The organism is Hwanghaeella sp. 1Z406 (assembly GCF_048892425.1).
Lineage (GTDB): Bacteria > Pseudomonadota > Alphaproteobacteria > UBA8366 > Aestuariispiraceae > Pacificispira.
The window spans coordinates 20,751-36,520 of the sequence record NZ_JBLZHU010000002.1; the positions used below are offsets into that span (position 1 = coordinate 20,751).

Genomic DNA, 15,770 nt, shown 5'->3' on the forward strand with positions numbered 1-15,770 from the left:
AAAACCTAGATTAAGGAGAGGTAATATGTACTACATGCCCTATGATCTGATGACCCATACCTTCTATGCTTCCCACCGCCAGATGGTTAATGAAGCTAAGGCATATCGGTCTTGGCAGTCGATCAACCAGTCCCAACGCCGCCTGGCCCGTTTACTGAATTGGGCACGCGGAAAAGTGTCCCTGCCCCAGAGTGCAAGCGCCTGAGCATTGAGTACCGAAGCACCCCAGTGCAGATCCCAAACTGAGCCCCGGGCGATCCCCCCGTCCGGGGCTACTTTTTTGATCGGCAGCACCTGCCCAAGAGGTGGTCCCTAAAATGCCACACCACCGTCACCCCCGGACCTGATCCGGGCCCCAGAGCGCGCAGTCAGCTTCAGAACAGGCCGCCCTGGCACCCGCCTGCGCGGGTGTGACGTATGATTTATGTCGGTGCGCCCCGGACGACGTTGGGCATCAGACAGCCGTCCCGCATCGTCACCCCGGACCCGATCCGGGGTCCAGGGCAGTCAGGCACATTCAATGTAAATCGCGCCTAGGCATCCACCCGCGCGGCAAGATGGCTATCCCTGCCAGTCCTGATACGCCTTGGCGCGGGCAAGCAGGCGTTGGGCATTGCTGATCATGGGCAATTCCAGCATCACGCCGTCCAGTTCCACATGGGCAGAGTCTGCCGCGTTAAAGGCATCCACGATCCGCTGAGCCTGAGTGACAGCCTGGGCATCGGGCGTGAAAATTCCATTGATCCTCGGCGCATGATCCGGCCGCACCAGGCTTTTTGCGGTATAGCCCAACCGCTTGGCATGGCGGGTTTCCGCCTCCAGCCCTTCCAAATCGGTATAGGTATAGGGGCAATCGATTGAAACCACGCCCGCCGCGCGACATTCCAGGTGGAAGCGCTGGCGGACATACAGCAATTCCTGTCCGTCGCGCCCCCGTTCCGCCCCCAGATCCGCCGCCATGTCTTCAGACGCGACAAGGCATGCCGTCACGCGGGGGTCGGATCGCGCAATGTCATAGGTCTGCATCAGGCCCCGGGCCAGTTCCACATTGGGAACGATTTCCATCTGCTTGGCCTTGTCCCCGACGATCCGGTCCATCACCTTGGCCAGGTCCTGAATGCGGGTGGGGCCATCGACCTTGGGCAACATCACCACATCCGGGCCAGCAGGCAGGATTGCGGTCAGATCTTCTATGCCATCGCCTGACAATGGATTCACGCGCACGGCGGCCACCGCCCCCGCCTTGCGCCAGGCCGCAAACAATTCCGCCGCAAGAGCACGGGCCGCAGGACGATGGGCCGGTCGGGTGAAATCCTCCAGTTCCAGGGTTATGACATCCGCGCCAGACTCTGCTGCGGCGAGTTGCCGGTCACGATCGGCACCGCCCGTAAACAGCCAGGTACGGCGCAAGGCCGGGGGTCGCAGCGCCATCACTTAACCTCGATCACAGCATCAATTTCCACCGCGACATTAAAGGGTAATGACCCAGCCCCCATGGCAAACCGCGCATGGGCACCAATCTCTTCCCCAAAAATTTCACCGATCAGGTTCGATGCGCCATTGATCACCACAGGATGCTGGTCAAAGTCGGGGGGGCAATTGACGAATCCGCCCAGTTTCACAATGCGCGTGATCCGGTCCAGATCGCCACCAAGGGCCGCCTTTGCCTGGGCCAGAATATTCAGCGCACAGACACCCGCAGCCTCCTGACCCTGCTCAACCGTCAGATCCGTGCCGACTTTCCCGATATGGCGGCGTTCCCCGTTCCAGAAGGGGACCTGCCCCGCAACGAACAAAAGGTTGCCGGTTTGAACCACCCCGACATAGGCACCAGCGGGCGGCGGGACTTGCGGAAGTTCTATACCAAGCGCTTCTAAACGCGCGTCAATCTTGCCAGTCATCGGGAATCCTTTCTAAAATTTCGATAAGATGCGGGACTATAGCCATCGCATCATGACCCTGTCCATCATCGACCCATGCCAAAGGGCACATGCCAAAAAGTTTCGGCTGCGACGTGATGATGCTTTGATTTTACAGTCAGGATTGCTATCTCGTGTATAGTAGCAGGATCACTTTCGGACCAGACGGGATTCCCGGACAATATGCTGTATCAAGTGCCAGGCGTTTATGATCTAACGCTTCCGGAATCGGAAGAGGTGCCTCTTGTTCTGGATTCACCGCATTCTGGTCATGATTACCCCGATGACTTTCAATCCCTGGTGCCAAGGGCGGATCTGCGCCGGGTAGAGGACAGTTTCGTCGACGACCTGTTTGGGACAGCCGCGCAATGGGGGGCAACCCTGCTGTGCGCGCGATTCCCCCGCAGCTACATCGATCCCAACCGGGCAGTGACGGATATCGATCCGGGCCTGGTGATGGGAACCTGGCCGGAACCGCTGCGCCCGACAGAGAAATCCCGACTGGGCCATGGACTTGTCTGGAAGACCTATCCCCCCAATCGGCCACTCTATGCGGGCAAGTTGCCTGTCACCGCCGTCCATCGCCGGATTGAGAAATACTGGCGGCCCTATCATGAAACGCTGGAGACAGAGATCCGTCGCCTGCACAGTGCCCATGGCTGCGTCTATCACTTGAACTGTCATTCCATGCCATCGACCAGCAGCCCTTTCATGGCCGGCGGCGGGCGTTTCGGCGGGCGGGCAGATTTTGTGCTGGGGGATCGGGATGGCACCAGTTGCGATGGTGCTTATACACATTTCGTCCGCGATTTTCTGCAAGGACAGGGATATGCCGTGCGCCTGAACGATCCCTATCGGGGTGCGGAACTGGTGCGGGCCTATGCCGCGCCGGATCAGGGGCGCCACAGCCTGCAGATCGAAATCAACCGGGCCCTTTACATGGATGAAGTCTCGCTGCAGCCCGGACAGGGCTATCAGGCACTGCGCAACAGCCTGACCGGGTTAATCGCAAGCCTGGCGCAATTTGCCCGGGATCAACGCAACACAATCCGGGCAGAAGCCGCCGAGTGAATTCTTTGGAATTATTCAAATCTCAGGCAAGCGAAAACCGCGCCCTAATCGGACGCGGCTTCGAAAACTCCAACCGCCAGCGCCAAAGCGCCGTTGCGGGCCTACAGCGTCAGACTTAAGCCTGTTTCGCCTTGAAGCGAGGGTTCTTCTTGTTGATCACAAATACCCGACCTTTACGGCGGATGATGCGACAATCTTTTTCACGCTTTTTCAGCGTTTTCAGCGAGCTTGCGATGCGCATGGCGCTTCTCCGTTATTTTCGGTTTCCTTCGGGTCAATCCCAAAAGGCCCCGGCGAAAGACCGGCGGAACATATGGACCAGACCTATGCTTGTCAAACGGGTTTTGCCGACTAGGCTCTTGAACGACACTTTTTTAAGCGCCAGGGGGATTCATGCCACCAATATCTGACACAAAACCCATTTCTGATCCAAAGCCCGCCCCGTGTGGTGCCCCGTGTGGTTCCTGGACCTCCCCCGTGACGGAGGAATCGATCACCCGTGGAACCGTTGGTCTGGGGTTTGTCGCGATGACCCCGGATGCGGTCTATTGGACGGAATTGCGGCCCTGGGACAAGGGGCGCAGCGTGCTGGTGCGCCATACCGCGCAATCGGGGGCGAAAGATATCAGTGCGCCGGACCATACCGTGCGCAGCCGTGTGCATGAATATGGCGGGCGCGCCTTTGCCGCCGCCGGGGATACGGCCTGGTATTTGAATGACACAGACAAGCGGATTTACAGGGTTGTTCAGGATGGCACGCCGGAACCGATAACACAGGACGATGGGACAGACTATGCCGATTTCCTGCCAGATCCGGCCCGGTCCCGCCTGATCGCCGTGGCGGAACGGTCCCGCCCCGGACAGGAAGCCGAAAACCTGTTGGTTGCCATTGATTTTGATGGGCATGTCACCCCCTTGGCAGAAGGGGCTGATTTTTATGCCGCGCCCCGCCTGTCGCCCGATGGGCAAAAGCTGGCCTGGATCGAATGGTATCACCCTAATATGCCCTGGGACGGCACCCTGTGCAGAGAAGCGCAACTGGATGCCAATGGGACCCCAACGACACTTCGCACCGTCGCCGGTGGGACTGATACAAGCGTGTTTCAGCCGGAATATGCGCCGGATGGTCGATTATACTATGTCTCCGATGAAAGCGGGTTCTGGAACCTGTACCGGGACGGTGACCCACCAGCCCATTATAAGGCGCAGGCGGAATTCGGCCTGCCGCATTGGCAATTTGGCATGCGGACCTATGCCTTTCTGGATACTCATACAGCTGTTGTGACCTTTGCTGTGGCGGGTGAATGGCGACTTGCTTTGTTTGATCTGGACACAGGCAAGGCAACACCGATTGATCTGCCCTGGTGCCGCTTCGATGGTCTTCTGGCCCAGGGCAATAGGGCCGTCTTCTGTGGGGCCAGGCCGGACGGGCCCGCTGCCATCGTGCAATTGACCTTTGGCGGGGCACAGCCGGAAACCATCCTGCGCGCGGCAAGCAGCACCGATATCCCTGATGGCAGTATTTCCAGGCCGCAAGCCATCACCTTTCCAACCGAAAATGATCAGGTTGCGCATGCGTTTTTCTATGCCCCCGCCAATACCGAGTATTGCCCAATGGACGGCGAACGCCCACCCCTGATCGTCATGGGGCATGGTGGCCCGACCGGCCAGGCTGATCCGGGATATTCCGCCAAGGTGCAGTTCTGGACCACGCGCGGATTTGCCGTGGCGGATGTCAATTACGGCGGCAGCACCGGTTATGGTCGGGCCTATCGCCGTCGATTGCTGGGGCAATGGGGCATTGTTGATGTGGATGATTGCTGTAACGCCGCGAAATATCTGGTGGCGGAAGGTTTGGTCGACCCCGATCGCCTGATTATCGTCGGGGGCAGTGCGGGGGGTTATACGACACTCAGCGCGCTGGCCTTCCGATCCGTCTTCAAGGCAGGGCGGTCGTCCTATGGCATTGGGGATCTGGAAACCCTGGCGCGGGACACGCATAAATTTGAAAGCCGCTATCTGGACAGCCTGATCGGCCCCTGGCCACAGGAAAAGGCAGTGTATCACGCGCGATCCCCCCTGCACCATACAGACGGATTGGATTGTCCGATCCTGTTCCTGCAAGGGGCCGAAGATAAGGTCGTTCCCCCCAATCAGGCCGAAGCCATGGTAGAGGTTCTGAAAGAAAAGGGCCTGCCCGTCGCCTATCTGTTGTTCCAGGGGGAGGGGCATGGCTTTCGCGGGGCAGAATCGGTCCGGGACGCCCTGCAGGCGGAACTGTCTTTTTATGGACAAATCTTTGATTTTACCCCGGCGGGCGATATCTCCCCCATCAGCATCACGAACCTTCGGTCTTAGGAACATCCAAATGACCCCATCTGCATCTGTCACCGCCGCCCTGATCATCATCGGGAATGAGGTCCTGTCGGGCCGCACCCATGACAAGAACCTGCCCTATATTGCAGAGAAACTGAACGGGGTCGGCGTGCGCCTGACCGAAGCGCGGGTCATTCCAGATATCCCAGACATCATCATTCGCACGATTCGAGAATTGAGCGCCAGTTTCACCTATGTCTTCACCACCGGGGGAATTGGGCCGACCCATGATGACATCACCGCCGATTGCGTAGCCGAAGCGATGGGGGTTGCCATCGATATTGATCCAGAGGCGCTGCGTCGGCTGGAAATCCACTATGAAAATTCCGGGCTTGAGATTAATGAGGCGCGGTTGCGCATGGCGCGTATTCCATCCGGGGCAACCCTGATCGACAATCCAATTTCCGCTGCACCGGGATTCCGCATCGGCAATGTCCATGTCATGGCGGGCGTGCCAAAGATTATGCAGGCAATGCTGGATGGCATTCTGCCGACCCTGAAAGGCGGACGCCCGATGATATCGATCACGCTGCGCTGCAGCCTGCCGGAGGGGCGCATTGCACAGGGGCTGGGTGCCCTGGCAAAAGCCTATCCCGATGTCGATTTCGGGTCTTATCCCGCCTGGACGAAGACCGCATTTCAGGTATCCCTGGTGGTGCGCGGGGAAGATCCCGACCGGGTAGAGCAAGCTGCCCAGGCAGTGGAAGGATTGATACGAGATTTAGGCGACACCGCAGAGCGCATCACAGCATCCGCCCCTACTGCATCAGGTTGAACAGGATCATATAAGTCAGGGCGACAGCGATGGCACAGGCAATCAGCGTGCTGAGCATGCCGGGGCGTGTGCCACTGGCCCGGCGTCGAAACATCAGTATCAGCAGCACCGCCCCCAGGGCGACCAGCCCGAAATAGGCCATCCCACGATCCATAAATTTGCCTCCAGCTGTTGTCTGATCAGGCCCGATACGGCACAACACGCGATAATCACCCTATCCCTGTCATGATGTCGCCGTATTTTTCCGACATTGAATAGGGTGAGCACACCATCTTGGCATTCACCCTGAGCGGGACCTTCACTGTATATGAAACAGAGACGACGTAAAATTCGCATGGATCGCGGTGATACGCTGGGCGGCACCGTCCCCTTGTTGCTGCGCGACAGCATTACCGCCAATGGGACCAGTGGTCGTTTTCTGCACAAGGACCGCCGGACCGGGCCGGGATGGCGTGCCTGGCTGATCTTCTTCGCCGTCTTGCTGATCGGGGCCTTTGTCGCTTGGCTGACCCTGCCGGAACTGGTCAGCAATCTGGGCCTGCCGACGGCCAATGACATCCTGGACCGAATTCAGACCTTCTTTTCTGTTCCAGACGCCTAAATCCCCATCGTCTAACTTGCGCCCGGAAACCGAGGCGGGTACTCTCCCGCCCGGTCGAAAGAGGTATGCTCTCAAGACCCGCTGCGGGCGTGGCGAAATGGTAGACGCAAGGGACTTAAAATCCCTCGGGCTTTAGCCCGTGCCGGTTCGAGTCCGGCCGCCCGCACCAAGGTTTTCCCACACTATGATTTCCAATCAGGAATTATGCGACTCCCCCTCTACTGACTGGTTCGGTTGCGCCAGGGCCATCAGGTCCTGACGCAAGGCCACGCCATCCGGTTGTTGCAGCAATTGATCGACCGCATCATGGGTGCGGCGCCAGATTGGCAGGGCGGCCTTCAGGGTGTCGCGCCCGGCATCGGTCAGGGTTAAGCGCCGGGCGCGCGCATCTTTCTCATCCGGCAGAACCGTCACCAATCCGCGCCGCTGCAGGGGTTTCAGGGCGGCGGTCAGGGTGGTGCGGTCCATGCCCAGCAAGGGCACAAGGTCGCTGATCCTGGGGCCATTTGGCCTGTTCAGCGACATCAGCAGGGAAAACTGGCCATTCGTAATATCCAGGGGGCGCAGGGCCTCGTCAAAGCGGCGGGCCAGCATTCGGGCCGCCCGCTGGACATACAGGCACAGGCAGCGGTCCCGTACTTCAAGTGTTGTTGAGAGGGGCAGATCGTCATCCATTATCATTCCAATATATACGTTGACATCAACGTATATGTCAAGTTATAGAACGTACCAGACATACCGTCAGGACCGTTTCTATCCGTCGATGGATGGGCAGTCCATTGGGATTTCACGCGTCCAGGGCTGGACAAAGGCTGGGCATGGGCTGGGCGCTCGCCTGTGTCCTGATCATCGCAGCGGCAATCGATTGGCCGCCAATAACAGAAAGGACCAGGGGAGATGACCTATATCAGTGGCTTTTTGTTGGCCGTCCCGACTGAAAACAAGGCGGTCTATAAAGAAATGGCAGAGGTGGCCTGGCCGATCTTTAAATCCTATGGATGTCTGTCCATGCGCGAAAACTGGGGCAACAGTGTTCCAGACGGCAAGGTCACATCCTTTCCCATGGCGGTTAAGAAAGAAGAAAATGAAACCGTCGTCTTTTCCTGGATGGAATGGCCGGATCAGGAAACCTGTGAAAAATGTTTCGCGGCAATGATGGATGATCCGCGCATGAAGGACATGCCCAAAATGCCCTTTGACGGGATGCGCATGATGTGGGGCGGGTTTGAAGAACTCGTCCGGTTTGACTGACCCCTTCACGCTAAGGAATTTAGCCATGACCATTACGATCAGCGCCTTTGCTTGGGTTCCCCCTTTCGCACAGGGTTATGTAAAAGATATCCGCGCCCGCTGGGCCCTGGCCGAAGCCGGGTTGGACTATAACCTGCACCTGTTGTCAGATGGCGCACAGGATCAACCGGACTATCGTGCCTGGCAGCCGTTCGGCCAGGTTCCCGCCTATCGCGATGAGACGGTTGAATTGTTCGAATCCGGTGCGATCGTATTGCATATTGCGAGTCTGTCAGACGCGCTTGCGCCCCGGTCCAAACAGGAAGCGGCGCAAATTCAGGCCTGGGTCATCGCCGCACTAAATTCAGTAGAACCCAAAGTCGAGAATTTGATCCTGCCAGCCATCTTTCATGCGGGGGAGGCCTGGGTATCTGAATTCCGCCCCCATGCAGAAAATCTGTTGGCATTGCGCCTGAAGTCCCTCTCCGGTTGGATGAAAGGGCGCGACTGGCTGGTGGGGCGGTTCACCGTGGCCGATATCATCATGGCGACCGTCCTGCGTGGCGTGCAGGCAGAACCGGTCCTGCAGGACCATCCCGACCTAGTGGCCTATCTGGACCGGTGCCTGGCCCGCCCCGCCTTCAAGAAAGCCCTGGATGCGCAACTGGATACATTCACCAAGAATGCCCCCTAACCTGGACTGCCGCGCAGGCCCCTTTTCAGCAGATACGCCGTCGCAACCGGGTCCGCTTGCGACGGCTTTGCTTTGTATTCCACAATCCTAATGAGATTCAAATCCTGTTGTTCGCCAGACGATAAAATTTACCATTTAGAACACTTCACTAAGACGTTATTACATAGATTGAGTCTTTAATAAGAAATTGAAATTATTGTATAATTCTTTCTGGGTTTTCACCGAATGAAAAGATTCACTTAACGTAATGGTTGAAAGGCCTTATTGTGTCCCTAAGTACCCGTCAATCAAAGGAGTTTACGCTCCCATTTTTGAAAATTTAGGGCACACCAGCATATTGCTTTCTTTCTTTTAAGAATAGCTACATTGTTCGGATAAGCCCTGCAATTCAAAGGGGTCATATTTATGATTAAGTCCATTTTTACCCCTATTGGTGGTTTGCTGACGCAAATCATCAGTCTGGGGCTTATCTGTATATGTCTTCCACTTATTGCCTATCTTGTCTATGAAACCGGGGGGACCCAACTGTCCTGGCCCTATCTGATGATTCTACCGATTGCGCTGGGGGCAATGATTTTCAAGATCCCAGGCGGTGTGCTGACCGGCGTTGCGGGGGCGCTTCTGCTTGGCCCCTACATGCCGCTGGATACAGTTCAAAACATTGCGCAGAGCGAAGAAAATTGGCTTCTTCGGACCGGCTTTTTTGTGATCATTGGCGGGTTTATCGGCGCATTAGCGGATTTCCTGGATCGCCAAAGAATAAATCAAGATCGGTTGAGCCGGATAGATCCCGACACTGGATTGACCTTGTTTGGCAAACTGCCTACCGATGACAGATTTATGCGAAATCAATCAAACGAGGCAACGATCTGTGTGGTTCGGCTGCACAATTATCGGGATGTTCAGACTGTATTTGGCTATACAATCGCCACAGAATTTTCCACGAAGGCATTTCTGACCCTTAAGGCACATCTGAACGCGCAAGACTTTCAACTTTTTAAAATCGGCGCCTCAGCGCTGGGGGTGGTTCACAACAATGCCCTGAAGGATGCGCAACGACACATTGCTATTTTAATAGCAGCAATTCCGAAACGGGTAATTGTCAACAACATCCCCCTTCCGGTTCGATACACGGTTGGAATAGCCACGACCGATCAAGTGGAGCAGATACATCATAAAGCCATGGATAAGGCGCTGTTTGCCTCTGAAGTGGCGATCAAAATGCCGTCACACATTGCGACCTTCAATGCTTTGCAGCATGAAAATACGCGCGAGAACCTGATTTTGATGGATGACCTGTATAAGGATCTGTCACAGGGCTGCCTTTCCATTGTGTATCAACCCAAACTGTCTCTGGACGATAATATGATTACCGGAGCGGAAGCGTTGCTGAGATGGAACAGCCCTCGGCATGGCGTTGTACCACCGGATAAATTCATCCCCCTTGCAGAGAAAGCCGGTCTGATCGGGGAAGTAACGAAATGGGTCCTAGATAAGGTCAGCCAGGAATTGGTTGATTGGCGCAAGGCGGGGATACCGATTGATATGTCCATCAATCTGTCGGGCAATGATCTGTCGGACAATGAAATTCTGGCTGTTCTCAGCGACCTTCCAACCCGTATGGGAAGCGACTTTAATGGCATTGAGCTGGAATTGACCGAAACCGGCCTTGTCCAGGATTTCGATGCCGCAATGGTGACTTTGCAGAAACTGCAATCGATTGGTTATAGAATTGCCATCGATGATTTTGGCACAGGGTATTCCACCCTTGAACAGTTCAAATTGCTGACAGTCGATACCGTGAAGATTGATAAATCATTTGTGCAGGATTTCGCTTCCTCGAAAGATTCTCAGAACATCGTCAATGCTGCCATTTCAATCTGCGGCTCCAGAGATGTGAAAATCGTTGCCGAGGGGGTGGAAACCGAAGCCGTCTTGAACAAGCTGAAAATCGCCGGTTGTCATTATGCTCAGGGTTATTTCATTGCAAAGCCAATGAGTGGTAAGGACTTCACGGCTTGGCTTTCCAAACAGGCTTATCCTGGGAAAATTTCCGCGTAAACGTCCAGCCTCCGCTAGGCCAAAAGCAATGAGTCCCAAACGATTGCGGCTGTTTCCCGTGAGTGGTTGCACAATATTGCTTTTCCCATCCGGTGGGCTGGGCTAACACCCTTGCAGGATTTGCCTTTGTTAAACGGATAAAAGAGCTATGAGCAATCGGGATTTGCGTGGAAAACCAGTTGCGGACAGAATCTTAAATGCGGTTCAGGCGGATATTGAGCATTTTACGGCTGCAGGCTGGCCGCCAAAGCTGATTTCCATCACGGTTGGTGATGTGGAGGCCGTGGCTGTCTATGTCCGCAACCAGCGTCGCGTGGCGGAGCGGATTGGCATCGCCTTTGAGGAGCGGCATTTTCCAGGCGATGTGACCCAGCAGGAAATGGAAGTCGCCATCGCGACCATGAATGTCGACCCGCGCGTCACGGGCATCATTATTCAGCGCCCCGTGCCTGCGCAAATTTCCATTAAGGCGCTGCAAAGTGCCGTGCATCCGTTCAAGGATGTTGAAGGGATGAACCCGACCTCTATCGGCAATATCGTCTATAACGAAATCGATCTGGCACCCTGCACCGCCGCAGCCTCTGTCGAGTTGCTGCGCAGCACCAATCTGCCCATGCAGGGATTGGAAGTCGTTGTCATCGGGCATTCGGAAATCGTTGGCAAGCCCATCGCCTTTATGTTGATGGCGGAAGGCGCGACGGTCACCGTCTGTCACCATATGACCCGCGCTGTTTCCATTCATTCCAGACGTGCCGATGCGGTCTTCGTCGCAGTCGGGCGCCCGAAACTGGTGACAGCCGATATGATCAAGCCTGGCGCGGCGGTGATCGATATCGGTATCAATGCCATCACCAAAGAAGATGGCACAGAGGGATTGTGCGGGGACGTCGATTACGAAGGCGTGTCAGAGGTCGCCGGCTGGATTACGCCCGTCCCCGGTGGCGTTGGTCCGGTCACCGTTGCCCTGTTGATGCGCAACACGATCAACGCGCTGAAACGCCAAAAGGCCGCCTATGAGGCCCATTTTAAACTAACAGATGCTGCGGAGTAGGTTTTGAGCGATATTCTGGATGTAGATTTTTGCCGTTCGCAATTTCCCCTGCTGGCGCAAACTGAGGCGGATGCCTATTTCGAAAGCGCTGGTGGATCTTATGTGCCCCAACAGGTGATCCAGGCCATGTCGCATTTCATGCGCGACAGCCAGACCCAGCCGGAATGGCCCTTTGCTGCGGCAAAACGGGGTAAGGCCCAGATCGACAAGGCCCAGAAGGGCATTGCCGCGCTTTTTAACATCAGCCCGGACGAATTGGTCATCGGACCGTCAACCACGCTGAATGCCTATGTCCTGTCCCATGCCTTGCGGCCCGGCATGGCGGACGGTGATGCGATTGTTGTCACCAATCAGGATCATGAAGCCAATGGCGGCTGTTGGCGGCGTTTGGCCGATACGGGTATCGACGTTCGTGAATGGCGCATTGATCCAAAGACGGGCGACCTGGACCCGGCGGATCTGACGCCCCTGCTTGCAGATGGTAAGGTCAAGCTGGTCGCCTTTCCCCATGTATCCAATATCGTTGGGTCGATTAATGATGTGGCGGCTATCACCCGCCAGGCTCATCAGGCCGGGGCGATGGTGGTGGTCGATGGCGTTGCTGCCGTGGCCCATACCCTACCCGATCTGGTGGCGCTGGATGTCGATTTTTATATGTTCAGCTTCTATAAGTTATACGGCCCGCATCTGGCCATGTTGTATGGCAAGAAGGCCCGCATCGATGCGGTCGCCAACCAGAACCACTTTTTTCATGATGGCAATGGCGCTGCGATGCTGAATCCTGGCGGCACCAATTACGAATCCGCAGGCGCGATTGGCGGCATTCTGGATTATCTGGATACGGTCCACGACCACCATTTCGACACCCCCTCCAATGATCCACGCAGCCGGGCGGTTCAGGTTTACACGCTGTTCCAGCAGCAGGAAGCAACGGTCATGGCGCGGTTTCTGGCCTGGCTGGAAACCCGTCCGGAGATCCGCCTGATTGGACGGCAGGAGTCTGACCCGGCACGGCGGGCGGCGACATTTTCGCTGGATATTCCAGGACATTCGCCAGAGGCGCTGGCAATCGCCCTTGCGGAACGGGGTCTATGCGTTGGGGCAGGCCATTTCTATGGGCGACGCTGTGTCGAAGCCCTGGGCATTGATCCTGAAATCGGTGTCCTGCGCGTCTCAATGGTGCATTATTCCACCGTTCCGGAAGTGGACCGCCTGACGAACGCCCTGGACGCATTGCTGTCCTAGAACTGCGTTAAAGTGTGTCTGACTGCCGGGCGCGCTTGGCGCAAACCCAGGTCCACCGAACCACCAGGACGATACAGGCCAGGGTCGCCCCTAACAGGATCGCCTCATACAGCCCCTGTGCGCCGCGTTCCATCACAATACCGATAATATAAGCGGCAGGGATCATCGAGCCGATAAAGCCGACCAGATTTATAAATGTGGGGGACCATTTATCGCCCGTGCCCCGCAAAGCATTGGCCAGTGTGAACTGACCGCCATCCAACATCATCGCAACACCGACCAACATGGTTGCGGGCGCCATGACATGCAGCAGTTTTTCATCGGTGATCTGATACATGTAGGCCATGGTCTGTTCAGGCAGGAACCATAGGATAACGGCTATGGGAAGTAACAGGACCATGTTCCAGAACATGCCCGTCCAGCCCGCCAGGGCGCGATCCGGCCAGTCCCGGCGACCATGGGCAACCCCGACGCGAACCGCTGTCGCATTGGCGATGCCCAGCGATATCATGAAGATCATCGATAACAGATTCATATTCACGGTAAACGAGGCAAGCTCGTTCGCGGCCATCCAACCGGCATAGATATGCAATACATGATACGCCCCGCTTTCCGCGGCATAGGCAGGACCTGCGGCATAGCCGTGTCGGCGCATGACCTTCCCGCCAGCAATCCAACCAGGCTGGGGACGCTGGCGAATGCCATATTCCTGACGACCGCCCAGATACCAGACATATCCTGTCACCCCGATCATCATCAGGGTGCGACAGATCGTGGTCGCCAGGGCGGCACCATCTGCCCCTTCTACCCCCAACCCGCCATGGATCAGCCACAGATTCAGAGGGATGTTCACAAGATTGACACCCCAGACAATGATCATGCCTGGGACCGGTCGCCCCATCGCCTCCAGGTAGTAATTACTGGCCATATAAATCATCAGGGGCAACAGACCGATCCCCTGAATATGGGTCACACTGGCGCTGATTTTCGCGAGGTGGGTATCCTGTCCGACCAGCAGAAAATAGGTTTCAGCGAACTGTGTCATAACAACGCCGACAATACCCAACACAATGCCATAGGGCAGTGCACGACGCCAAACCTGTCCGGTTTCTGCAACCCGACCCGCACCGCGCAAGTGGCTGGTTTCCACCACAGTTCCGAACATCAATCCGATGCCACAGACCAGCAAGAGGATGAAAGCAGAGGTTCCCAGGCCATAACGGCCCACTTCTTCCGCCCCCAATGGCCCCAACATGATGGTATCGGTCAGCGCCAGGGTCAGAATGCCGGCACGGCTGATAACCACCGGCCCGGCAAGACGGAATAGCTCATGGGTGTGTCGGTTGAACCGGCTAAAAAACCACGACAGGCCGGATTGCCCAGATGCGCGCTGGGGGGAGGAATACGGCGCGGGTTGTGAATTTTCGCTCATGACCTTAGGTGACCTGAGCCTGAGATTTATGCAAGCAAAAAGAGAATAAAAATTCCAACCTTTTAAAACTACACCTCAAGGTCACTGTAATACAGTCCTAGAACATTGTATCGATAACCCGGTCCGGGGGATTGTGCCCATCGACATAGGTTTTGATGTTGATGATAACGCGTTCTCCCATATTGATCCGGCCCTCAATCGTTGCAGAGCCCATATGCGGCAACAGAACGACATTTGACAGCTTGATCAATTTTGGATTCACGGCGGGTTCATTTTCATAAACATCCAGACCCGCACCGGCGATCTGTCCCTGGGACAGCGCCTTGACCAGGGCCCCTTCGTCGATGACTTCCCCGCGCGACGTGTTCACCACATAGGCATGGCTTTTCATCAGATCCAGGCGGCGTGAATTCAACAAATGATAGGTTGCAGGCGTATGGGGGCAATTGATCGACAGGATATCCATATGCGCAATCATCTGATCCAGGGACGACCAGAAGGTCGCCTCCAGCGCGTGTTCGACGTCTTCGGCCACCCGGTTGCGATTATGATAATGGACAGACAGGCCAAACCCCTTGGCCCGGCGCGCAACGGCGGTGCCGATCCGACCCATGCCGATAATGCCCAGCCGCTTGCCATGAATACGATGGCCCAACATTCCCGTTGGGCTCCATCCTGTCCATTTGCCCTCGCGCACCAATTGCTCCCCTTCCACCAGACGGCGGGGAACCGACAGGATAAGCGCCATGGTCATATCAGCGGTGTCTTCGGTCAGCACATCTGGGGTATTGGTCACAACGATGCCACGTTTGCGGGCGATGGCGAAATCAATATGGTCCACGCCGGTGCCAAAACTGGCGATCATTTTCAGGCTGTCGCCAGCCGCATCCAGTATGTCTTTGTCAATCTTGTCGGTTACAGTTGGGACCAGAATTTCCGCGCGCGAAACCGCATCCAGCATCTGGTCGCGGGTAAAAGCCTCATCAACCAGGTTCAGCTCACAATCAAACAGCTCCATCATCCGGGTTTCAATGATATCCGGCAGCTTGCGCGTGACGATGACTTTCGGCTTCCTATACGTCATGACAATTCCATCCGTTCCCTAACACTGCCCCGCCCGTTTGTTCCGCAATCTGGCGCAAGCGACGGGCTTTATTGTTTCAGTCGTAATTCTCAGTTCAAAAACACTGATTTTGAGTCAAAAACCAGCCTGATACGGTCCTGCGTCGCTATGAACCAAGGTCCAACGCTTTCTTTATAGGAGAATCACGCTATAGGAAACCGATTGACCCTGCTTGTCACTCCCTTAAGGAAA

The 15,770-nt window shown here is 56.1% G+C and carries 17 protein-coding genes and 1 tRNA gene; 11 read left to right on the forward strand and 7 right to left on the reverse strand.

Annotated features, from left to right (window positions below; all coding sequences use genetic code 11):
- The first annotated feature begins 25 nt into the window (after positions 1-25).
- Entirely contained in the window at positions 26-205 is a 180-nt protein-coding gene (locus tag ACOSDR_RS04410) for a hypothetical protein (protein WP_420723384.1), read from the forward strand.
- Between the two features lie 356 nt (positions 206-561).
- Here the strand turns inward: ACOSDR_RS04410 and ACOSDR_RS04415 are convergent, their stop codons facing one another.
- Both ACOSDR_RS04415 and ACOSDR_RS04420 read right to left on the reverse strand, forming a co-directional pair.
- Complete coding sequence (locus ACOSDR_RS04415) at positions 562-1,431, reverse strand: HpcH/HpaI aldolase/citrate lyase family protein (RefSeq protein ID WP_420723383.1); 870 nt, start codon at positions 1,429-1,431, stop codon at positions 562-564.
- Positions 1,431-1,901, reverse strand: a complete 471-nt coding sequence (locus tag ACOSDR_RS04420; RefSeq protein WP_420723382.1) for a RidA family protein — start codon at positions 1,899-1,901, stop codon at positions 1,431-1,433. Before ACOSDR_RS04420 ends, ACOSDR_RS04415 begins: the two co-directional genes overlap by 1 nt.
- Positions 1,902-2,102: 201 nt before the next feature.
- Between ACOSDR_RS04420 and ACOSDR_RS04425 the strand changes: the two genes are divergently transcribed.
- Positions 2,103-2,990 carry an N-formylglutamate amidohydrolase gene (locus tag ACOSDR_RS04425; RefSeq protein WP_420723381.1) on the forward strand — a complete coding sequence of 296 codons (888 nt, stop codon included), beginning with the start codon at positions 2,103-2,105 and terminating at the stop codon, positions 2,988-2,990.
- 115 nt (positions 2,991-3,105) lie between these two features.
- Here the strand turns inward: ACOSDR_RS04425 and ykgO are convergent, their stop codons facing one another.
- On the reverse strand, positions 3,106-3,231 hold the full coding sequence (ykgO, locus tag ACOSDR_RS04430; RefSeq protein ID WP_420723380.1) for a type B 50S ribosomal protein L36: 126 nt from the start codon (positions 3,229-3,231) through the stop codon (positions 3,106-3,108).
- A gap of 236 nt (positions 3,232-3,467) precedes the next feature.
- On the opposite strand from ykgO, the gene ACOSDR_RS04435 reads away from it, so the two are divergent.
- Positions 3,468-5,348 carry a prolyl oligopeptidase family serine peptidase gene (locus ACOSDR_RS04435; RefSeq protein ID WP_420730501.1) on the forward strand — a complete coding sequence of 627 codons (1,881 nt, stop codon included), beginning with the start codon at positions 3,468-3,470 and terminating at the stop codon, positions 5,346-5,348.
- A gap of 10 nt (positions 5,349-5,358) precedes the next feature.
- Positions 5,359-6,141 carry a competence/damage-inducible protein A gene (locus tag ACOSDR_RS04440; protein WP_420730502.1) on the forward strand — a complete coding sequence of 261 codons (783 nt, stop codon included), beginning with the start codon at positions 5,359-5,361 and terminating at the stop codon, positions 6,139-6,141.
- Here the strand turns inward: ACOSDR_RS04440 and ACOSDR_RS04445 are convergent.
- Positions 6,125-6,295, reverse strand: coding sequence for a hypothetical protein (locus tag ACOSDR_RS04445; protein ID WP_420723377.1), 171 nt, complete (start codon positions 6,293-6,295; stop codon positions 6,125-6,127). The two genes, ACOSDR_RS04440 and ACOSDR_RS04445, sit on opposite strands and share 17 nt — an antisense overlap.
- A 153-nt stretch (positions 6,296-6,448) precedes the next feature.
- Between ACOSDR_RS04445 and ACOSDR_RS04450 the strand changes: the two genes are divergently transcribed.
- Together ACOSDR_RS04450 and ACOSDR_RS04455 are read left to right on the forward strand one after the other, a co-directional pair.
- Positions 6,449-6,742 carry a hypothetical protein gene (locus ACOSDR_RS04450; protein ID WP_420723376.1) on the forward strand — a complete coding sequence of 98 codons (294 nt, stop codon included), beginning with the start codon at positions 6,449-6,451 and terminating at the stop codon, positions 6,740-6,742.
- An 83-nt stretch (positions 6,743-6,825) separates the two neighbouring features.
- Positions 6,826-6,911 (forward strand) — tRNA-Leu (locus tag ACOSDR_RS04455).
- 26 nt (positions 6,912-6,937) lie between these two features.
- Here ACOSDR_RS04455 and ACOSDR_RS04460 read toward each other — a convergent pair.
- Entirely contained in the window at positions 6,938-7,417 is a 480-nt protein-coding gene (locus tag ACOSDR_RS04460; protein ID WP_420730503.1) for a MarR family winged helix-turn-helix transcriptional regulator, read from the reverse strand.
- Between the two features lie 222 nt (positions 7,418-7,639).
- Here ACOSDR_RS04460 and ACOSDR_RS04465 point away from each other — a divergent pair, with 222 nt between their 5' ends.
- The 5 genes from ACOSDR_RS04465 to ACOSDR_RS04485 all read left to right on the forward strand — a co-directional run bounded on the left by ACOSDR_RS04465 (position 7,640) and on the right by ACOSDR_RS04485 (position 13,023).
- Positions 7,640-7,993, forward strand: a complete 354-nt coding sequence (locus ACOSDR_RS04465; protein WP_420730504.1) for a DUF1428 domain-containing protein — start codon at positions 7,640-7,642, stop codon at positions 7,991-7,993.
- A 25-nt stretch (positions 7,994-8,018) separates the two neighbouring features.
- Positions 8,019-8,666 carry a glutathione S-transferase family protein gene (locus ACOSDR_RS04470; RefSeq protein WP_420730505.1) on the forward strand — a complete coding sequence of 216 codons (648 nt, stop codon included), beginning with the start codon at positions 8,019-8,021 and terminating at the stop codon, positions 8,664-8,666.
- 405 nt (positions 8,667-9,071) lie between these two features.
- Complete coding sequence (locus ACOSDR_RS04475) at positions 9,072-10,727, forward strand: EAL domain-containing protein (RefSeq protein WP_420723372.1); 1,656 nt, start codon at positions 9,072-9,074, stop codon at positions 10,725-10,727.
- A gap of 148 nt (positions 10,728-10,875) precedes the next feature.
- Complete coding sequence (locus tag ACOSDR_RS04480) at positions 10,876-11,778, forward strand: bifunctional 5,10-methylenetetrahydrofolate dehydrogenase/5,10-methenyltetrahydrofolate cyclohydrolase (protein ID WP_420723371.1); 903 nt, start codon at positions 10,876-10,878, stop codon at positions 11,776-11,778.
- Between the two features lie 3 nt (positions 11,779-11,781).
- On the forward strand, positions 11,782-13,023 hold the full coding sequence (locus ACOSDR_RS04485; protein ID WP_420730506.1) for an aminotransferase class V-fold PLP-dependent enzyme: 1,242 nt from the start codon (positions 11,782-11,784) through the stop codon (positions 13,021-13,023).
- 7 nt (positions 13,024-13,030) lie between these two features.
- Here the strand turns inward: ACOSDR_RS04485 and ACOSDR_RS04490 are convergent, their stop codons facing one another.
- On the reverse strand, positions 13,031-14,455 hold the full coding sequence (locus tag ACOSDR_RS04490; protein ID WP_420730507.1) for an MATE family efflux transporter: 1,425 nt from the start codon (positions 14,453-14,455) through the stop codon (positions 13,031-13,033).
- A gap of 97 nt (positions 14,456-14,552) precedes the next feature.
- Entirely contained in the window at positions 14,553-15,539 is a 987-nt protein-coding gene (locus tag ACOSDR_RS04495) for a 2-hydroxyacid dehydrogenase (protein WP_420723368.1), read from the reverse strand.
- Positions 15,540-15,770 lie beyond the last annotated feature (231 nt).

Bases quoted from the DNA above. Each gene is read 5' to 3' on its own strand.
- ACOSDR_RS04450 (WP_420723376.1), top strand. From the start codon at position 6,449: ATGAAACAGAGACGACGTAAAATTCGCATGGATCGCGGTGATACGCTG.
- ACOSDR_RS04415 (WP_420723383.1), bottom strand. From the start codon at position 1,431: ATGGCGCTGCGACCCCCGGCCTTGCGCCGTACCTGGCTGTTTACGGGC.
- ACOSDR_RS04480 (WP_420723371.1), top strand. From the start codon at position 10,876: ATGAGCAATCGGGATTTGCGTGGAAAACCAGTTGCGGACAGAATCTTA.
- ACOSDR_RS04445 (WP_420723377.1), bottom strand. From the start codon at position 6,295: ATGGATCGTGGGATGGCCTATTTCGGGCTGGTCGCCCTGGGGGCGGTG.
- ACOSDR_RS04420 (WP_420723382.1), bottom strand. From the start codon at position 1,901: ATGACTGGCAAGATTGACGCGCGTTTAGAAGCGCTTGGTATAGAACTT.
- ACOSDR_RS04495 (WP_420723368.1), bottom strand. From the start codon at position 15,539: ATGACGTATAGGAAGCCGAAAGTCATCGTCACGCGCAAGCTGCCGGAT.
- ACOSDR_RS04470 (WP_420730505.1), top strand. From the start codon at position 8,019: ATGACCATTACGATCAGCGCCTTTGCTTGGGTTCCCCCTTTCGCACAG.
- ACOSDR_RS04440 (WP_420730502.1), top strand. From the start codon at position 5,359: ATGACCCCATCTGCATCTGTCACCGCCGCCCTGATCATCATCGGGAAT.
- ykgO (WP_420723380.1), bottom strand. From the start codon at position 3,231: ATGCGCATCGCAAGCTCGCTGAAAACGCTGAAAAAGCGTGAAAAAGAT.
- ACOSDR_RS04490 (WP_420730507.1), bottom strand. From the start codon at position 14,455: ATGAGCGAAAATTCACAACCCGCGCCGTATTCCTCCCCCCAGCGCGCA.
- ACOSDR_RS04410 (WP_420723384.1), top strand. From the start codon at position 26: ATGTACTACATGCCCTATGATCTGATGACCCATACCTTCTATGCTTCC.
- ACOSDR_RS04425 (WP_420723381.1), top strand. From the start codon at position 2,103: ATGCTGTATCAAGTGCCAGGCGTTTATGATCTAACGCTTCCGGAATCG.
- ACOSDR_RS04475 (WP_420723372.1), top strand. From the start codon at position 9,072: ATGATTAAGTCCATTTTTACCCCTATTGGTGGTTTGCTGACGCAAATC.
- ACOSDR_RS04460 (WP_420730503.1), bottom strand. From the start codon at position 7,417: ATGGATGACGATCTGCCCCTCTCAACAACACTTGAAGTACGGGACCGC.
- ACOSDR_RS04465 (WP_420730504.1), top strand. From the start codon at position 7,640: ATGACCTATATCAGTGGCTTTTTGTTGGCCGTCCCGACTGAAAACAAG.